The organism is Shinella zoogloeoides, assembly GCF_033705735.1.
Taxonomy (GTDB): Bacteria; Pseudomonadota; Alphaproteobacteria; order Rhizobiales; family Rhizobiaceae; genus Shinella; species Shinella zoogloeoides_A.
Genome location: NZ_CP131130.1, coordinates 825,063 through 842,535, shown reverse-complemented (window position 1 = coordinate 842,535; position 17,473 = coordinate 825,063). Strand labels below are relative to the sequence as shown.

Below are 17,473 nucleotides of genomic sequence, written 5' to 3'. Positions count from 1 at the left end.
CGCTAGGCTCCCCCGCTCTCGCCGCCGAGGCGGGCGAGCACGGCGTCCGAGCCTTGAAGGGCGATATCCGACAGCAGCGCCTCCTCCTCCGCCTCGTCCGTGGCAAGGAGGCTGCGCGCCTCCCGCGGAAGTTGGCGCAGCAGATCGCCCAGCGTCTCGCGCAGCTCTTCCCGATAGGCATGGTTCTCCACGACGTCCTCGCGCATCAGGCGCGCCAGCTCGGCAACTGGGCCAGCATCGGCGCCCGCTTCCGCAGCGGGTACGGAAACGGCAAGCTCCACCGCCTCGATCCAGCATTCGCCGAGCGAGGCGGCAAGGTTCTGCAATTCGGCAAGCAGAAAGTCCTCGTCGCGGCGCAGGCGCCAGGCCAGCGGTGTCGCGCCGGTCACGGCAAGGCGAGCGACGAGATGCGCGCCGCCTGCCGCCGCCCGCGCTGCGCCGAGCAGGCTTTCGGCCCGGTCAAGCATGCCGTTCCAGTCGTCTATGCCGGCAAGGTCGAGCGAAAGCCGCTCGAAGACTGCGACGGCGACATGGCGTTCCTCGCAGGTGATCGAGCCGTCCTCGGCGACGGTGGCGAGCGTCACGCCCTTCGGCCCGCCCTCGTTGATGTCGCGGCCCTGCGGGTTGCCGGGCATGACGATCCAGGGCTTTTCCAGATGGACGCGCCGCTGGTGGATATGGCCGAGCGCCCAGTAGTCGAAACCGTGCGCGGAAAGATCGGCAAGCCCCACCGGGGCATAGGGATCGTGCCGGCTCGCGCCGGCAAGGCTCGTATGCATGAGGCCGATATTGACCGCATCCGGCACCGGCGCACGGAAGGTCGGCAGCAGCGAGGCGGGGGCGTGCGGATTGGCGAAGCTGACGCCGTGGACATGGACCTCGCGGCCGTTTTCCAGTGCCCCCGCGCGCACCGGCCTGCCGCGCCCGTCGAAGACGTGGACGTTGGGCGGGAAGGTCAGTTCGCGGGTGATCTGCGACTGCGCATCGTGGTTGCCGCGGATGATATAGACGCGGATGCCTGCCGCCTCCAGCCGCCGCATCTGGCCCATCAGGAAGAGCGCGGTCGCCATCGAGGTCTGCGAACCGTCATAGAGATCGCCGGCGACGATCACCGCATCCACCGCCTCGGCGATGGCAAGGTCGACGATGCGCTCCAGCGCCTTGCGGGTCGCACCGCGCACGAGGTCGCCTAGGTCGGCATTGCGCAGCGCGAGCGAGGCGAGCGGCGAATCGAGATGCAGGTCGGCCGTGTGGATGAAGCGGAATGGCATGGCCGGACCATCGCCCCGGCCACCCGCCCGGTCAATGCTTGCGGCTGCGCCCGCGACCTTATGGGCGGGTTATGCAGGGAAGAAATCGCCCCTCCCCGAAAAAGACCGAGAAGAGCCAAGAAAAACCGCCTGTTACCGAACAGTTCGCATTTACAAGGATCGTTCAATATCTATGATCAAATTCAACGAAAAACTTCGTGATCATTTGACATGGTCCCTCATAATACCTATATTCCACCTCATGAGTAGCACGATAGAAATCTCCCAGGGCATGTTCAAACTCTACCATCAGGTGAGTCGCCTGGTGAATGAGTGCATGATGGACGAAGGCGTCTCGCTCGCCCGCAGCAAGTTCCTGCTTCTTCTGGAATGTCAGGGCCCGCAGCGGTCGACGGATATCGCCTGCGCGCTTGGTTTCGCACCCCGTACGGTGACGGAAGCGATCGACGGCCTGGAACGCGACAAGCTCGTAAAACGCGAGCCCGACCCGAAGGACCGCCGCGCCAAGATCGTCTCGATCACGGATATGGGCCGGACCGTCATTTCGGCCGCCCAGCAGCCGCAGCACAAGACGATCGAAGCGATCTTCAACGCTCTGACCGAAGATCAGAAGCAGCATCTGAAGGACATCATCGGCTGCCTCAGCGCCAAGACCGAAGAGCTGCAACGGGAAAGAGACAGGAACGCAAGCGAGCTGCCCGAGGCGGCGCCCGCGGCTTCATTGCGCGTCGTCGGCTAAGACCGAACGACAACGAGAAAGGAAAAGGCCGGGATCGCAGGATCCCGGCCTTTTCGTTTGGACATGGAAAACCGCGCCCTCCCCCGCACGAGGAGGACGCGGGACCCGCCGCCTACATGGCGTTGAGCGGGCCGATACCGAAGAACAGCGTTTCGCCGGACGAATCGTCCACGCCGTCATTGTCCGTCACGACGAAGCCGTTGCCGGCCGCATCGATCGTAAAGCCCTCGACCTTGTCGACGACATAGCCGTTGGTGGCCTTGAGGTCGGGAATGAGGTCGCGGACCTCCTCCTTCTTCACGACCGGCAGTTCACCGCCGAGCTTGGCCGGCTTCAGGTCGGCCAGCGCGACGCGGTACAGCTTCTTCAGCTTGGCGGCCTGGCCGATCAGGTTGTCACGCTCGATGATATAGGCGTGATCACCGTTCGCCGTGATCTCGGAGAGGCCGACCCAGCCGCTTTCGGTCTTTTCGAGCGGGTAGCGGACAGCGCCCCATTCCTTGTCGGAGGGCTTGTAGGAGACGAGCTTCACGAAGCCCTTCTCGTCGTCGCCCCATTCGCGCTGCACTGCCATCCAGAGCACCGTGTCGTCACCCTCGCCGACGCTGGTGATACCTTCGAAGCCGAAGCGCTTTTCGCCGGCGCGCAGCTCGGCAGGAATGGCGATCTCCTTGTCGATCTCGCCCTTCGCGTTCACGTGGATGATGGCATGGGCATAGAGCTTGTCGGCATCGCCTTCGTTGGCCAGCCAGAAGCCGCCTTCGCCATCCGGCGTCAGGCCTTCGCTGTCGAGCTTCTGCGCGGGAGCACCGTTGCGGGTGATGCGCAGGGCATCGACGATCTTCGCCGGCTTGCCCGTCGCGTCGATCGTGAAGATCGTCGGCTGGGAAGCGTAGAAGGAATCGTTGACGGCATAGAGCATGCCCGGCTTGTCCTTGACCGGGGCAAGGCCGGAAAGCGCGCCGAAGCCGATCAGCTCGCCGTCCTTCTCGGTGGAGACGATCTGCGGATAGGCAGCCTCCCCTTCCGCGCGTTCATAGATCATGACATGCGAGCGCGCGCCGCCGTCCTCGACGAGGTCGGCCTCGTTGGCCGTCACGAGGAGGTTGCGGGCCGGAATGGCAACGGCACCTTCAGGCGCGATGCCCGACGGCAGAAGCTGGAGAAGCTCGGGCTCGCCGCCGGTGTCCTTGTAGACGCCGACGATGGAGGCGCGCTCGGCCAGCACGAAGAACAGGTTGTCCTCACCGAATTTCGCGGCTTCCAGGCCTTCCGGCTCGACGCCCTTCTTGTTGCGCTTGTCCGGGTAGTGACCGATCTTGGCGATCTCGCGTTCGAAGGCCGGGCCATTCTCATAGAGAACCTTGCCCTGCTTGTCGAAGATGGTGAAGCCGCGGGCGCCGCCCTTCCAGTCGCCTTCATTGGCGACGACGAGGCGGTTGTCGTCCAGCCACTTCACGGCGTCGGGTTCGCGGGCGACGTCCTCGACCTTGCCGGTGAACTTCAGCGCACCGTCCTTCTTGGTATCGACGCCTTCGAGGCTGACGGTGCCGGCGGAGAAGTGGGTTTTCACCGCGCCCGTCTTGCCGTCGACGATGACGATATGGTTGTTTTCCTGCAGGGTCACGGCGACTTCGTCGAGACCGTTGAAGGAGACGAATTCAGGCTCGGGGTCCCCCCCGGCGATTTCGGCAAGGCCGGTCAGGGCTACGTGCTTGATCGAGCCGCAATCGACGACGCCGTCCTTCAGCGACAGCAGCACCAGATCGCCGGCCGGCATCTGCGGGATGGCGCCGTCATTGACCTCTTCGTCGCGCTCGTTTTCGATGGCGATGGCGGCGAGCGTCTTGCCCTTGTTGAGGGCGATCGAATCCGGCTGGCCGCCGAGATCGCAGGTCGCATCGACCGTCTTCGAGGCGACGTCGACCTGGGCGAGGATGCCGGAAGGCTTCACATAGCTCTCGCGCGTGTTGACGGCGACCAGCGCCTTGCCGGCCGCAAAGGTCACGGAGGTCGGTTCGCCTTCGAAGGCGACGGTGCCGCCGGCCTTCGGTGCCCTGGCGTCGGTGATGTCGATGAAGCCGATCGCCTTGTTCGGGCTGTCGGAATAGACGAGCGTGTTGCCGTCCTCGGAGGCGGCGATGATTTCGGACGAGGTCGGCTTCGCCTTGTCCGCGCCTTCCGGCAGGTTGTCGGCGACGGCAAAGGACGCAATGCGATTGAATACGGGCTCGGCGCTGGCGGCAGAGGCCACCGATGCGGCGAGGACCGCTGCCAGCGCAGCGGTGAGCGAACGGGTTTTCATGAAATCCTCCGGAATCCGGTCAATAGGAACCCGGCGGTTCTGAGGCTTTCCTGTTACAGCGCGATGACAATCGAGATGGTGAGGTGCTCCTTCCGCGCAAATAAAAAGGGGCCCGGACGAACCGGACCCCAGATCCTGAAATCAGGATGGCGGCGGAGTGGATAACCGCTCTGCCCTCCAGCGCCGCGCGTCGGTGACGACGCGCGAAAGGCCGAGAGCGTTTTAGCTGCCGCAGGACCGGCCGCGCTTACACGCAGGGATCACACGGCGGCTGAAGATCAGCCGTTGACGGCGTCCTTCAGGCCCTTGCCGGCCGAGAACTTCGGCACGTTGCGAGCCGGGATCTCGATCTCGGCGCCCGTCGAAAGGTTGCGGCCCTTCGAAGCTTCACGACGCGATACGGAGAAATTGCCGAAACCGACGAGACGAACGTCGCCGCCGTTCTTGAGTTCGCCCTGGATCGTCTCGAAAACGGCGTCGACAGCAGATGCTGCGTCCGTCTTGGAGAGGCCAGACTTCTCAGCCACTGCGGATACGAGTTCATTCTTGTTCATGTTTCCACCCCTTTCTTACGGTTTGAAACGACTCATACAAGTCGGGGGCAGAATACGCATCGGCCTTCGCCCCGCAAGAATATTTCGCCCGAAAAGCCTGAGAATCCGGGGTTTACACACTCTTTTCGACGAAAAAGACCGGCCCAGGGGCCGGTCTTTTGGCATTTTCCAGTCATGGCCGGGCAAATTGCCCCGGGCGGAAGGCTCAGTGCGCGACCGCTCCGGCGCCGTCCTCGGTCGATTCGACGGGCGGCACCTTGGCCGCCTCGACCGTGCCGTCCCACTCGATCGGCTCGGGCTTGCGGGTGAGCGCATGCGCGATCACCTCGCCCATCCGCGAGACCGGGACGATCTCCATGCTGTTCTTCACATTGTCCGGAATGTCCGCCAGGTCCTTGGCGTTCTCTTCCGGGATCAGCACCTTCTTGATGCCGCCGCGAAGCGCCGCGAGCAGCTTTTCCTTGAGGCCGCCGATCGGCAGGACCCGGCCGCGCAGCGTCACTTCGCCCGTCATCGCGATATCCTTCGAGACCGGGATGCCGGTCATGATGGAGACGATGGCGGTCGCCATGGCGATACCGGCCGACGGGCCGTCCTTCGGCGTCGCGCCTTCCGGCACGTGCACGTGGATATCCGTCTTGTCGAAGCGTGGCGGCTCGATGCCGAAATCGACGGCGCGCGAGCGGACATAGGAGGCCGCCGCCGAGATCGATTCCTTCATCACGTCCTTCAGGTTGCCGGTGACCGTCATGCGGCCCTTGCCACCCGGCAGGCTGACGCCTTCGATGGTGAGCAGTTCGCCGCCGACTTCCGTCCAGGCAAGGCCCGTGACGACGCCGACCTGGTCCTCGCGCTCGGCTTCGCCGTGGCGGAAGCGCGGAACGCCGAGGAAGTCATGGATGTTGTCAGCCGTGACCTCGACCTTCTTCGCCTTGCCCTTGATGATCTCGGTGACCGCCTTGCGGGCGAGCTTCATCAGTTCACGCTCGAAGTTACGAACGCCCGCCTCGCGGGTGTACTGCTGGATGACCGCCATCAGCGCGCCGTCGGTGACGGAGAATTCCTTCGGCTGCAGCGCGTGGTCGCGGATCGCCTTGGGCAGCAGGTGCCGCTTGGCGATTTCCAGCTTCTCTTCTTCCGTGTAGCCGGCGATGCGGATCACTTCCATGCGGTCCATCAGGGGCGCGGGAATGTTCAGCGTGTTCGCCGTCGTCACGAACATGACGTTGGACAGGTCGTATTCGACTTCCAGGTAGTGGTCCATGAAGGTCGAGTTCTGTTCCGGATCCAGCACCTCCAGCAGGGCCGAAGACGGGTCACCACGGAAGTCCATGCCCATCTTGTCGATCTCGTCGAGCAGGAAGAGCGGGTTGGACTTCTTCGCCTTCTTCATCGACTGGATGACCTTGCCGGGCATCGAGCCGATATAGGTGCGGCGGTGACCGCGGATTTCGGCCTCGTCACGCACGCCGCCAAGCGCCATGCGGATATATTCGCGGCCGGTCGCCTTGGCGATCGACTTGGCGAGCGAGGTCTTGCCGACGCCCGGAGGACCGACGAGGCACAGGATCGGGCCCTTGATCTTGGTCGAGCGAGCCTGCACGGCGAGATATTCGACGATGCGCTCCTTGACCTTGTCGAGGCCGAAATGATCCTCGTCGAGGATCTTCTCGGCGGCGTTCAGGTCGGTCTTGATCTTCGACTTCTTGCCCCACGGAATGCCCGTCAGCCAGTCCAGATAGTTGCGCACGACGGTGGCTTCCGCCGACATCGGGCTCATCTGGCGCAGCTTCTTCAGCTCGGCATCCGCCTTCTCGCGGGCCTCCTTGGAGAGCTTGACCTTGGCGATCTTCTCTTCCAGTTCGGCCATCTCGTCGCGGCCGTCCTCGCCGTCGCCGAGTTCCTTCTGGATCGCCTTCATCTGTTCGTTGAGGTAGTATTCGCGCTGGGTCTTCTCCATCTGGCGCTTGACGCGCGAGCGGATGCGCTTTTCCACCTGCAGGACCGAGATTTCGCCTTCCATGAAGCCGAGCGCCTTTTCGAGGCGCAGCTTGACGCTGGTCGTCTCGAGCATTTCCTGCTTCTCGACGATCTTGATGGAGAGGTGCGATGCGACGGTGTCGGCGAGCTTCGAGTAGTCCTCGATCTGGCTCGCGGCGCCGACGACTTCCGGCGAAATCTTCTTGTTGAGCTTCACATAGTTCTCGAACTCGGAGACGACCGAGCGCGACAGCGCCTCGATCTCGACCGGGTCCTCGTCCGGCTCGGGCAGCACATGCGCCATCGCCTCGTAGAACTCCTCGCGCTCGGTGTAGCCGTCGATCTCCGCGCGGGCGCGGCCCTCGACGAGAACCTTCACGGTCCCGTCGGGCAGCTTCAGGAGCTGGAGAACGTTGGCGACGGTGCCGATGCGGTAGATGGCGTCGGTCTCCGGATCGTCGTCGGAAGCGTTGATCTGGGTGGCAAGCATGATCTGCTTGTCGGTGCCCATCACCTCTTCCAGCGCGCGGATCGACTTCTCGCGACCGACGAACAGCGGCACGATCATGTGCGGGAACACCACGATGTCGCGCAGGGGCAGGACCGGATAGGCCGTGGAATCGTGCGGCGCAGACGTCTTTTTCGTCATGTCATTTCCTTTCAAACGTCCCGTTTCCGGGAACCGGTCCACTCGGTGCCTGGGAACACCGGGCCGGCTATCTTTTCCATCCACAGGTGGCGTGCGGCTAACGCTTTTTCAAGCCCGGCGCCGAGGTGCCCCACCCCCGCGCCGAACCAGACGAACCATCAAGGAAGTCTAGTCTTCCGCGCTGTCGCGGAACTTGCGGCCTTCCCCCGGCAATCATTGCCGGAGCATACGCGAAACAGAATCGAAGTCTTCCATATTCGCGCGGCGCGTGCCGTTTCGCAACGCCTCACCTGCGCGCCGGATCAGTCGCGTATCATGCCCTCGATGGGCAGAAGCGGCTAGTCACGAAATATCACCAGTGATTTTCAAACGAAAAGACCCGCCGTGGGCGGGTCCAGATCGTTGGCAAGGAGAGCCGGAGGTTCAGGCCGAGACGTTCGCCTTCTCCTCGGAGCGCTCCGAGTAGATGTAGAGCGGACGGGCCGCGCCCTTGACCACCTCGTCGGAGATGACAACCTCGCGGACGCCTTCCAGCGTCGGCAGCTCGAACATCGTGTCGAGCAGGATCTTCTCCATGATCGAGCGCAGGCCGCGGGCGCCGGTCTTGCGGACGATCGCCTTGCGGGCGATCTCGCGCAGCGCGTCCTCGTGGAAGGTCAGTTCGACGTCTTCCATCTCGAACAGGCGCTGGTACTGCTTGATCAGCGCGTTCTTCGGTTCGGACAGGATCTGGATCAGCGCATCCTCGTCGAGGTCTTCCAGCGTCGCCAGAACCGGCAGACGGCCGATGAATTCCGGGATGAGGCCGAACTTCACCAGATCCTCCGGCTCGAGGTCGCGCAGGACTTCGCCGACGCGGCGATCTTCCGGCGAGCGAACCGTCGCACCGAAGCCGATGGAGGTCTTCTCGCCGCGGGCGGAGATGATCTTGTCGAGACCGGCGAAGGCGCCGCCGCAGATGAACAGGATGTTCGTCGTGTCGACCTGCAGGAATTCCTGCTGCGGATGCTTGCGGCCGCCCTGCGGCGGCACGGAGGCAACCGTGCCTTCCATGATCTTCAGAAGCGCCTGCTGCACGCCCTCGCCCGAGACGTCACGGGTTATGGACGGGTTGTCGGACTTGCGCGAGATCTTGTCGACCTCGTCGATATAGACGATGCCGCGCTGCGCGCGCTCGACATTGTAGTCGGCCGCCTGCAGGAGCTTGAGGATGATGTTCTCCACGTCCTCGCCGACGTAACCGGCTTCGGTCAGCGTCGTGGCGTCGGCCATGGTGAAGGGCACGTCGATGATGCGGGCGAGCGTCTGGGCGAGATAGGTCTTGCCGCAGCCCGTGGGGCCGACCAGCATGATGTTCGACTTCGCCAGTTCCACGTCCGAGCCCTTGGCGGCATGCGCCAGGCGCTTGTAGTGGTTGTGCACCGCGACCGACAGGATGCGCTTGGCCTGCTGCTGGCCGATGACGTATTCGTCGAGAACCTTGATGATATCCTGGGGCGTGGGAACGCCGTCGCGGGATTTCACCATCGAGGTCTTGTTCTCCTCGCGGATGATGTCCATGCACAGTTCGACGCATTCATCGCAGATGAACACCGTCGGTCCGGCAATCAGCTTGCGGACCTCGTGCTGGCTCTTGCCGCAGAAGGAGCAGTAAAGGGTATTCTTGGAGTCGCCGCCGTTGCTGCCGCTGACCTTGCTCATATCACTTTCCTTCCAGCACGCCGTTCATCTTCAGGAAGATGGCCGGACCACTCAAACCACCTTCTCGGGGGGCCGCTCGCGCCGCCCTTCGAAGGCTCCAGGGGTACTGACCGGCATGGGCACCGCCCGAACCGGTGGCAACGAAGCCCCACCGAATTACCGAATGCTAGGTCTGTCAAATCAACATAGCATTAACGGCCAATATTAACGGGTTTGCCGTGCGGATAAAGCCCGTGACCATTACAAATGCGTCACAATATGCCTCATCCGCACACAAAACCTTGATTTCAGGCGCTTTCACCGCCCTCGGCCTCGGCGCGGCTGGTGATGACCTGGTCCACCAGACCCCAGTCCTTCGCCTCGTCCGCACTCATGAAATGGTCGCGATCGAGGGTCTGTTCCACTTCCTCGTAGGTGCGGCCGCAGTGCTTGACATAGACCTCGTTCAGCTTGCGCTTCATCTTGAGGATGTCCTTGGCGTGGCGCTCGATGTCTGACGCCTGGCCCTGGAAGCCGCCCGAGGGCTGGTGCACCATGATGCGAGCGTTGGGCGTTGCGAAGCGCATGTCCTTGTGGCCGGCGGCGAGTAGCAGCGAGCCCATGGACGCGGCCTGGCCGATGCAGAGCGTCGACACGGCCGGCTTGATGAACTGCATCGTGTCGTAGATCGCCATGCCCGAGGTCACGACGCCGCCCGGCGAATTGATGTAGAGCGCGATCTCCTTCTTCGGGTTTTCTGCCTCGAGGAAGAGAAGCTGCGCGCAGACGAGCGTGGCGATATGATCCTCGACGGGACCCGTCAGGAAGATGATGCGCTCCTTGAGGAGGCGCGAATAGATGTCGTAGGAACGCTCGCCGCGGTTGGTCTGCTCGACGACCATCGGCACCAGAGCCATGGCGGTATCTACGGGATTTCTCATATCAATCCTTCATCTCAGGTGGCTCTGAAACCCTTCGCAAACGTTGGGAATCAGCAAGTTTCGTCTTCCCTACATAGAGTGTCAGGGTATGCGACTTCAAGACGGCCAAGCGTTTTGCGGCGCTCTATGCCAGAATGCGGTTAACCGGCGCGAGGTGGAACCGCGATTTCCACAACCGAACCGGAGGCAAGGTGAAGGAAGGGTGAATCCGGCCATCCCTCCCGCCCCACCCCATCGCCCCAGCCGCCGGACGGAGGCAGCCATGACGAGACCATCGATCGCAGCCCTTTCGCTGCTTCTCATGACCGCGACGGGCGCCTTCGCGCAGCAGGCGTCGGACACGATCGCCCCCGAGCGGGCGACCGGCCTTGCCGCGGCGAGCGTCGCGACCGCGAAGGACCATATGGTCGCCGCCGCCCATCCGCTCGCGGCGGCGGCAGGCGAGAAGGTCCTTGCCGAGGGCGGCAGCGCCATCGATGCGATGGTCGCCGTCCAGACCGTGCTCGGCCTCGTGGAGCCGCAGTCCTCCGGCCTCGGCGGCGGGGCCTTCCTCGTCTATTACGACGCCGAGGCGAAGCGCATCGTCACGCTCGACGGGCGCGAGACCGCGCCGATGGAGGCGACACCGAAGCTCTTCCTCGACAAGACGGGCCAGCCGCTCGATTTCTTCGATGCCGTCGTCGGCGGGCGCTCGGTCGGCACGCCCGGCACCGTCATGCTGCTGCAGCAGGCGCACAACCGCTGGGGCCGCAAGCCGTGGAAGGACCTCTTCACGCCGGCGGAAACACTGGCGCGCGAGGGCTTTGCCGTCTCGCCACGCCTTGCCGGCCTCATCGCCGCGGAGGGCGACCGGCTGAAGACCTTCGAGACGACGGCCACCTATTTCTTCGGCGCCGACGGCGCGCCGCTGAAAGCCAGCGCCGTGCTGAAGAACCCCGCCTATGCCGAAACCCTCGTCGCCATCGCCAAGGGCGGCGCGCAGGCCTTCTACAGCGGCCCGATCGCCGAGGGGATCGTCGATACGGTGCGCATGTCCGGCAGGAATGCCGGCGTCCTCTCGCTGGAAGATCTCGCCAACTATCGGGTGAAGGAGCGCCGGCCGGTCTGCGCCCGCTACCGGGCGCTTGATGTCTGCGGCATGGGGCCGCCCTCCTCCGGCGCGGTCGCCATCGGCGAGATGCTCGGCATGCTGGAGAACTTCGACCTCAAGGCGCTCGGCAAGGACAATCCGGAGAGCTGGCGGCTGATCGGCGACGCCCAGCGCCTCGCCTTGGCCGACCGGGAGCGCTACCTCGCCGATACCGACTTCGTGCCCGCCCCGATCGAGGGCCTTCTCGACAAGGCCTATCTCGGCGAGCGGGCGAAATTGCTCGACGGCGAAAAGGCGCTCGGCGACGACGCCGTGACGGCCGGCAGGCCGGAATGGGACCACGCCTTCAACTTCGGCCGCGATGGCGCGCTCGAACTGCCCTCCACCAGCCATTTCGTCATCGTCGACAAGGCCGGCAACGTCGTTTCCATGACGACGACCATCGAGAACGGTTTCGGTTCGCGGCTGATGACCGGCGGCTTCCTGCTGAACAACGAGCTGACCGACTTCTCCTTCAGGACGCATGACGAGGGCGTGCCGGTCGCCAATCGCGTCGAGCCGGGCAAGCGCCCGCGCTCCTCCATGTCGCCGACCATCGTGCTCAAGGACGGCAAGCCGCTCCTGGCCATCGGCTCGCCCGGCGGCAGCCAGATCATCGGCTATGTGGCACAGGCGCTCGTCGCCTATATCGACTGGGGCATGGATATCGGCGACGTCGTCGCCATGCCCCATCTCATCAACCGCTTCGGCCCCTACGAGATCGAGGCGGGCACGGATGCGGAAAAACTGGCCGAGCCGCTGAAGGCGCTCGGCTACGAGGTCAAGCCCGGCGAAATGAATTCCGGCCTCCACGCCCTCGAACTGACCGAGGGCGGCATCCGGGGCGCCGCCGATCCCCGCCGCGAGGGCGTGGCGGTCGGGAAATAGGCAAGGCCGGAAGGCGGTAGTGCGACGTGATCCTAAAGCCGGATCACATAGTCCTTGCGAGTCGTTTCAACGACTTCCCAGGTTCCCTTGAAGCCGGGCCTGAGGATCAGGCGGTCGCCGGCCCGGAGGTCGAAGGTTTCGCCGTCGTCGGAGGTCACGATGGAATGGCCTTCGAGGATGTGGAAATATTCCCACTCGTCGTACTGGATGCGCCACTTGCCCGGCGTCGATTGCCAGATGCCGGAATAGATGCCGCCATCGGCTTCCTCGATGTTCCAGCTCGTGAAGACCGGATCGCCGGAAATCAGCCTGTCGGCCGCCGGACGGCCTTCTTCCGGCGTGATGCCGGAAATGTCGAAATTGCGTGCCTTGCTCATGGCGGCCCTTTTCGTGTGCGTGATCGCCCCTCATCCGGCCTGCCGGACGAGGGGCAACCCGGATTTCTCAAGCCTTGGCGAGCGCCTGCTCGATGTCGGCGATGATGTCGGCGACGTCCTCGATGCCGATGGAGAGGCGCACGACGTCCGGGCCGGCACCGGCGGCGACCTGCTGCTCCTCGCTGAGCTGGCGGTGGGTGGTGGAGGCCGGGTGGATGACGAGTGAGCGCGTGTCGCCGATATTGGCGAGGTGCGAGAGCATCTCCAGCCCCTCGACGAAGCGCTTGCCCGCCTCGTAACCGCCCTTCAGGCCGAAGGTGAAGACGGCGCCCGCGCCCTTCGGAGAATAGCGCTGCTGCAGCGCATAGTTAGGGTCGGTCTCGAGGCCCGCATAGTTGACCCAGGACACCTTGTCGTGGCTCTTCAGCCACTTGGCGACGGCGAGCGCGTTGTCGCAATGACGCTGCATGCGCAGCGGCAGCGTCTCGATGCCGTTGAGAAGCTGGAAGGCGTTGAAGGGCGAGATGGCCGGGCCGAAGTCGCGCAGGCCGAGGACGCGGCAGGCAATGGCGAAGGCGAAATTGCCGAAGGTGGCGTGCAGCACCATGCCGGCATATTCCGGGCGCGGCTCGGAGAGCGCCGGATACTTGCCGGAGGCCGACCAGTCGAAGGTGCCGCCGTCGACGATGACGCCGCCCATGGAATTGCCGTGGCCGCCCATGAACTTGGTCAGCGAATGCACGACGATGTCGGCGCCGTGCTCCAGCGGGCGCAGCAGGTAGGGCGTCGCCATCGTGTTGTCGACGATGAGCGGCAGGCCGTGGCGATGGGCGATCTCGGCGATGCCGGCGATATCGACGAAGGTGCCGCCCGGATTGGCCAGACTCTCGATGAAGATCGCCTTGGTCTTGTCGTCGATCTGGCTCTCGAAGCTCGACAGGTCGGCCGGATCGGCCCAGCGCACATGCCAGTCGAACGACTTGAAGGCGTGGCCGAACTGGTTGATCGAGCCGCCATAGAGCCGGCGCGCGGCGATGAAGTTCTCGCCCGGGCGCATGATCGTGTGGAAGACGAGGAGCTGGGCCGAATGGCCCGAGGCGACGGCGAGCGCCGCCGTGCCGCCTTCAAGCGCGGCGACGCGCTCTTCGAGCACGGCCTGCGTCGGGTTCATGATGCGGGTATAGATGTTGCCGAAGGCCTGCAGGCCGAAGAGCGAGGCGGCGTGGTCCGTATCGTTGAAGACGAAGCTGGTGGTCTGGTAGATCGGCGTCGCGCGGGCGCCCGTGGTCGGGTCCGGCTGGGCGCCGGCGTGGACGGCGAGCGTGGAAAATCCGGGCTTGTTCTTGCTCATGAAATGGCCTCCCTGGCTAAAGTCGGGGCGACTATTTCAGAGACTTAAAGCCCGGTCAAAGAAAGATTTTTCGGCGATCCGCCGGTCGCGCGACGTCAGGCGACGAGGCGCGGATACTCGATCGCCGGGCAGCGATCCATGACCACCTTGACGCCCGCCGCCTCGGCCTTCGCGGCGGCCTCGTCGTGCCGCACGGAGAGCTGTCCCCATATGACCTTCGGCAGCGGGGAGAGCGCCAGGACCTCATCGACGACCGAGGGGAGCGCATCGGCGGCGCGGAAGACGTCCACCATGTCGACGGGCTCGGCTATGTCGGCAAGGCGCGCGACGACGGTCTGGCCGAGGATTTCCTTGCCGGCCTGGCCGGGATTGACGGGAATGACGCGATAGCCCTTGCGCAGCAGGAAGGCCATGACCCTGTAGCTCGGGCGCTCCGGATTGGGCGAAGCACCGACCAGCGCGATCACCTTCGTCGAGCGCAGGATGTCGGCGATGTAATAGTCCGGATAGGAATCGTGATTCATGGCGCTTTCCCGTTTCTGCGCGGAGAATTGGGGTAACGCAACGTGAAGTCAATATGAGCGCTCAGGACGCCTTGAGCATCAGCACCGGATATTCCGTGACCGGGCAGCGGTCCATGACGACCCGGATGCCCGCCGCTTCCGCCCGGGCGGCGGCCGCATCGTCGCGCACGGTGAACTGTCCCCAGATCACCGACGGCAGCGGGCGAAGGGCCAGCACCTCATCGACGACCGCCTGGAACTGGCTGGCGGCGCGGAAGACGTCCACCATGTCGATCGGCTCGGGAATGTCGGCAAGATGCCCGTAAACGGGTTGGCCGAGAATGGTCTTGCCGGCATGGCCGGGATTGACCGGTATGACGCGGTATCCCTTGCCGAGCAGAAAGCCCATGACGCCATGGCTCGGCCGCGCATCGTTCGGCGAGGCGCCGAGCACGGCGATGGTGTGCACGGATTTCAGGATGTGGCGAATATAGCTGTCGGGATAGTGATTATGGTTCATCGCTGCCTCCTCCGGCGTTCGCGACCGTCTCTCACTGGCTGCCTGTCATTCGTCGTCCCTGCCGCATTCTAGCCCGAAATCTTAAAGAAGGCGACCGTGCCCCTGCCCGCCTGCACGCGGGCCCTGTGCCGATTCGGGACAGATCGTGCGGCTTCCTGAAAATTGCCGGTTGCAAACCGCCTCTTTTGGGCAGATGAAGACGCACTCCCCTTCGCGCGCCTGCCCTTCCGAGGTCCCCGATTGCCGCTAGACGTTCTCTTTCTCGTGCTGTTCGGCGCGGCCCTGCATGCGACCTGGAATGCCCTCGTCAAATCCGGCACCGACAAGTCGCTCGACGCCGCGATGGTCTCGCTCGGCGGCGGGGTGATCGGCCTTGCCTTCCTTCCGCTTGTGCCGATGCCGCAGCCGGCGGCCTGGCCGTTCATCCTGACGTCGACATTCCTGCAATTCGCCTATTTCCAGCTCGTGGCCGCCGCTTACCGCACCGGCGACATCGGCCTCGTCTATCCGCTGATGCGCGGCACGCCGCCCCTTCTGATCGCGATGACCAGCGGCGTGATCCTCGGCGAGCATCTGACGTCCATGGCGATGGTCGGCGTTCTCGTCATCTCGGCGGGCGTGCTCACCCTCGCCCTCGAGGCGCGCCACGGCAGCCGCCGCGCCATCGCCTACGCGTTCGCCAATGCCGTGGTGATCGCCGGCTATACCTTCGTCGACGGCGCGGGCGCGCGCGTCTCGGGCAACGCCGTCTCCTATACGCTCTGGCTGTCGCTCCCGACGCCGGTGCTGCTCTTCGCCTGGGCGGTCCTGCGGCGGGGGACCCGGCCGGTCTGGAACCATGTGCGGCGCAACTGGGCGCGCGGCCTCCTCGGCGGCGCCGGCTCCATCGCCTCCTACGGCCTCGCCCTGTGGGCTATGACCAGAGCGCCGGTCGCGACCGTGGCGGCGCTTCGCGAGACCGCCATCCTCTTCGCGCTCCTCATCTCGGTCTTCATCCTCAAGGAGAAGGCCGGCATCTGGCGCTACGTCGCCGGCTCGGTCATCGCCTGCGGCGTGCTGGTGCTGAAGCTCGCCTAGCTACTTCCGGTCCCATTCCGGCATGCGCTTGCCGAGGAAGGCGCCGATGCCCTCCTTCGCGTCATCCGCGAGCATGTTGTCGACCATCGCCGCCACCGCGACGTCATAGGCTTCCGCTACCGGCAATCCGGCCTGCGCGCGGAAGGCGGCCTTGCCGATGCGCAGCGCCTGCGGCGACTTTGCGGCGATGACGGCGGCGTATTTGTCGACGACCTGGCGGAGATATTGCTGCGGCACGATGCGGTTGACGAGGCCGAAATCCTTGGCGGTGGAGGCGTCGATCGTCTCGCCGGTCAGCAGCATCTCCATCGCCTGCTTGGGATGCGCCGCGCGAGTGACGGCGACCATCGGCGTCGAGCAGAAGAGGCCGATATTGACGCCCGGCGTGCAGAAAGTGGAGGTGTCGGTGCAGATGGCAAGATCGCAGCTCGCGACGAGCTGGCAGCCGGCCGCCGTCGCGAGCCCGTCGATCTCGGCGACGACCGGCTGCGGCAGCGCGGCGATCTTCAGCATGATCTCCGCCGCCATGCGCATGGTCCTCTCGAAGAAGGCGCGGCCGTCGTCGGCATCCTCGCGGTGGGCGGTCATCTCTTTGAGGTCGTGGCCGGCGGAAAAGACCTTGCCCGTCGAGGCGAGCACGACGACGCGGATGGCGTCATCGGCGGCGACGGCATCCAGCGCCTCGCCGAGCGCTTCCATGACGGCGATGGAGAGGGCATTGGCGGGCGGATTGTTGAGCGTGATCCGAAGGATCGGCTCGGCGCGTTCGACGCGCACGAGGCCCGTCGGTTCCTCTTTCCTGAACGACACCACATCCGCCATGATCGCCTCCTTCATGTTTCCGCCTCCGGTCCTACGCCGGGCGGCAGCCGGTTTCAAGCGCGCAGGCATAGACTTTGAGAGGGCTTGCCGCGACTTTGGAAGGGCTTGCAGCGGCCGGAAAATCGGTCTTCAAAGCAGGCGACAGGAGAGGATACCATGGAATTGACGCCCGTCATGAACCCCGAGGCGCTGAACCGCTTCCTCGAAACCGATTTTCCGCAGCTTCACACGGACGGCAAGGTGTTCGAGGTGGTGGATGTCTCCCCCGGCTCGGTCGTCATGCGCCTCATGCCGAACGAGCGGCATTTGCGCCCCGGCGGTACCGTCTCCGGCCCCACGCTCTTCGCGCTCGCCGATGTCGGCGCCTATTGCGCCGTGCTCGCCCATATCGGACCGGTGGCGCTGGCGGTCACCACCAGCCTCAACATCAACTTCCTGCGCAAGCCGAAGCCCGGCCCCCTCACCTGCACCTGCCGGCTTCTCAAGCTCGGCAAGCGGCTGGCGGTCATGGAAGCCTCGATTTTCGACGAGGACGCCGACGATCTGGTGGCCCACGCCACCGCGACCTATTCGATTCCGCCTCGATAATTTGCGGTATTTATATACCTCATTAATAAGCCATTGTTTTCATTGTCGTATCTTTGACGTCGCCCGGATCGCGTCCCTTGACGTCCCATCGGCTCTCGC

The 17,473-nt window shown here is 64.5% G+C and carries 15 protein-coding genes; 4 read left to right on the top strand and 11 right to left on the bottom strand.

Going from position 1 to position 17,473, the window contains the following annotated elements; all coding sequences use genetic code 11:
* Window positions 1–2: 2 nt before the first annotated feature.
* Entirely contained in the window at window positions 3–1,271 is a 1,269-nt protein-coding gene (locus tag ShzoTeo12_RS04115) for a DNA repair exonuclease (RefSeq protein ID WP_318911363.1), read from the bottom strand.
* A 172-nt stretch (window positions 1,272–1,443) separates the two neighbouring features.
* On the opposite strand from ShzoTeo12_RS04115, the gene ShzoTeo12_RS04110 reads away from it, so the two are divergent.
* A complete protein-coding gene (locus ShzoTeo12_RS04110; protein WP_245424916.1) occupies window positions 1,444–2,010 on the top strand; it encodes a MarR family winged helix-turn-helix transcriptional regulator in 567 nt (188 codons plus the stop codon).
* 112 nt (window positions 2,011–2,122) lie between these two features.
* Here the strand turns inward: ShzoTeo12_RS04110 and ShzoTeo12_RS04105 are convergent, their stop codons facing one another.
* The 5 genes from ShzoTeo12_RS04105 to clpP form a co-directional block, all read right to left on the bottom strand.
* On the bottom strand, window positions 2,123–4,315 hold the full coding sequence (locus ShzoTeo12_RS04105; protein WP_318911362.1) for an esterase-like activity of phytase family protein: 2,193 nt from the start codon (window positions 4,313–4,315) through the stop codon (window positions 2,123–2,125).
* A gap of 278 nt (window positions 4,316–4,593) precedes the next feature.
* Complete coding sequence (hupB, locus tag ShzoTeo12_RS04100; RefSeq protein ID WP_023516583.1) at window positions 4,594–4,869, bottom strand: DNA-binding protein HupB; 276 nt, start codon at window positions 4,867–4,869, stop codon at window positions 4,594–4,596.
* 205 nt (window positions 4,870–5,074) lie between these two features.
* Window positions 5,075–7,498 (bottom strand): endopeptidase La, encoded by a 2,424-nt coding sequence (gene lon / locus ShzoTeo12_RS04095; protein WP_119258732.1) that lies wholly within the window; start codon window positions 7,496–7,498, stop codon window positions 5,075–5,077.
* A 423-nt stretch (window positions 7,499–7,921) separates the two neighbouring features.
* Entirely contained in the window at window positions 7,922–9,199 is a 1,278-nt protein-coding gene (gene clpX, locus ShzoTeo12_RS04090) for an ATP-dependent Clp protease ATP-binding subunit ClpX (protein ID WP_119258733.1), read from the bottom strand.
* A gap of 287 nt (window positions 9,200–9,486) precedes the next feature.
* Complete coding sequence (clpP, locus tag ShzoTeo12_RS04085) at window positions 9,487–10,119, bottom strand: ATP-dependent Clp endopeptidase proteolytic subunit ClpP (RefSeq protein WP_318911361.1); 633 nt, start codon at window positions 10,117–10,119, stop codon at window positions 9,487–9,489.
* Between the two features lie 262 nt (window positions 10,120–10,381).
* Here clpP and ggt point away from each other — a divergent pair, with 262 nt between their 5' ends.
* Complete coding sequence (gene ggt / locus ShzoTeo12_RS04080; protein ID WP_318911360.1) at window positions 10,382–12,136, top strand: gamma-glutamyltransferase; 1,755 nt, start codon at window positions 10,382–10,384, stop codon at window positions 12,134–12,136.
* Between the two features lie 32 nt (window positions 12,137–12,168).
* Here ggt and ShzoTeo12_RS04075 read toward each other — a convergent pair whose 3' ends face one another.
* The 4 genes from ShzoTeo12_RS04075 to ShzoTeo12_RS04060 form a co-directional block, all read right to left on the bottom strand.
* Window positions 12,169–12,513, bottom strand: a complete 345-nt coding sequence (locus ShzoTeo12_RS04075) for a cupin domain-containing protein (RefSeq protein WP_318911359.1) — start codon at window positions 12,511–12,513, stop codon at window positions 12,169–12,171.
* A 67-nt stretch (window positions 12,514–12,580) separates the two neighbouring features.
* Complete coding sequence (locus tag ShzoTeo12_RS04070) at window positions 12,581–13,864, bottom strand: O-acetylhomoserine aminocarboxypropyltransferase (protein ID WP_318911358.1); 1,284 nt, start codon at window positions 13,862–13,864, stop codon at window positions 12,581–12,583.
* 95 nt (window positions 13,865–13,959) lie between these two features.
* A complete protein-coding gene (locus tag ShzoTeo12_RS04065) occupies window positions 13,960–14,388 on the bottom strand; it encodes a CoA-binding protein (protein ID WP_318911357.1) in 429 nt (142 codons plus the stop codon).
* A gap of 61 nt (window positions 14,389–14,449) precedes the next feature.
* The gene (locus ShzoTeo12_RS04060; RefSeq protein WP_318911356.1) at window positions 14,450–14,887 is read right to left on the bottom strand and encodes a CoA-binding protein; all 438 of its coding nucleotides are present in this window, start codon (window positions 14,885–14,887) and stop codon (window positions 14,450–14,452) included.
* A 240-nt stretch (window positions 14,888–15,127) separates the two neighbouring features.
* On the opposite strand from ShzoTeo12_RS04060, the gene ShzoTeo12_RS04055 reads away from it, so the two are divergent.
* On the top strand, window positions 15,128–15,964 hold the full coding sequence (locus ShzoTeo12_RS04055) for an EamA family transporter (protein WP_119258740.1): 837 nt from the start codon (window positions 15,128–15,130) through the stop codon (window positions 15,962–15,964).
* Here the strand turns inward: ShzoTeo12_RS04055 and ShzoTeo12_RS04050 are convergent, their stop codons facing one another.
* Entirely contained in the window at window positions 15,965–16,786 is an 822-nt protein-coding gene (locus tag ShzoTeo12_RS04050) for an enoyl-CoA hydratase (protein ID WP_318912369.1), read from the bottom strand.
* Between the two features lie 156 nt (window positions 16,787–16,942).
* Between ShzoTeo12_RS04050 and ShzoTeo12_RS04045 the strand changes: the two genes are divergently transcribed.
* Window positions 16,943–17,374 carry a PaaI family thioesterase gene (locus tag ShzoTeo12_RS04045; RefSeq protein WP_318911355.1) on the top strand — a complete coding sequence of 144 codons (432 nt, stop codon included), beginning with the start codon at window positions 16,943–16,945 and terminating at the stop codon, window positions 17,372–17,374.
* Window positions 17,375–17,473 lie beyond the last annotated feature (99 nt).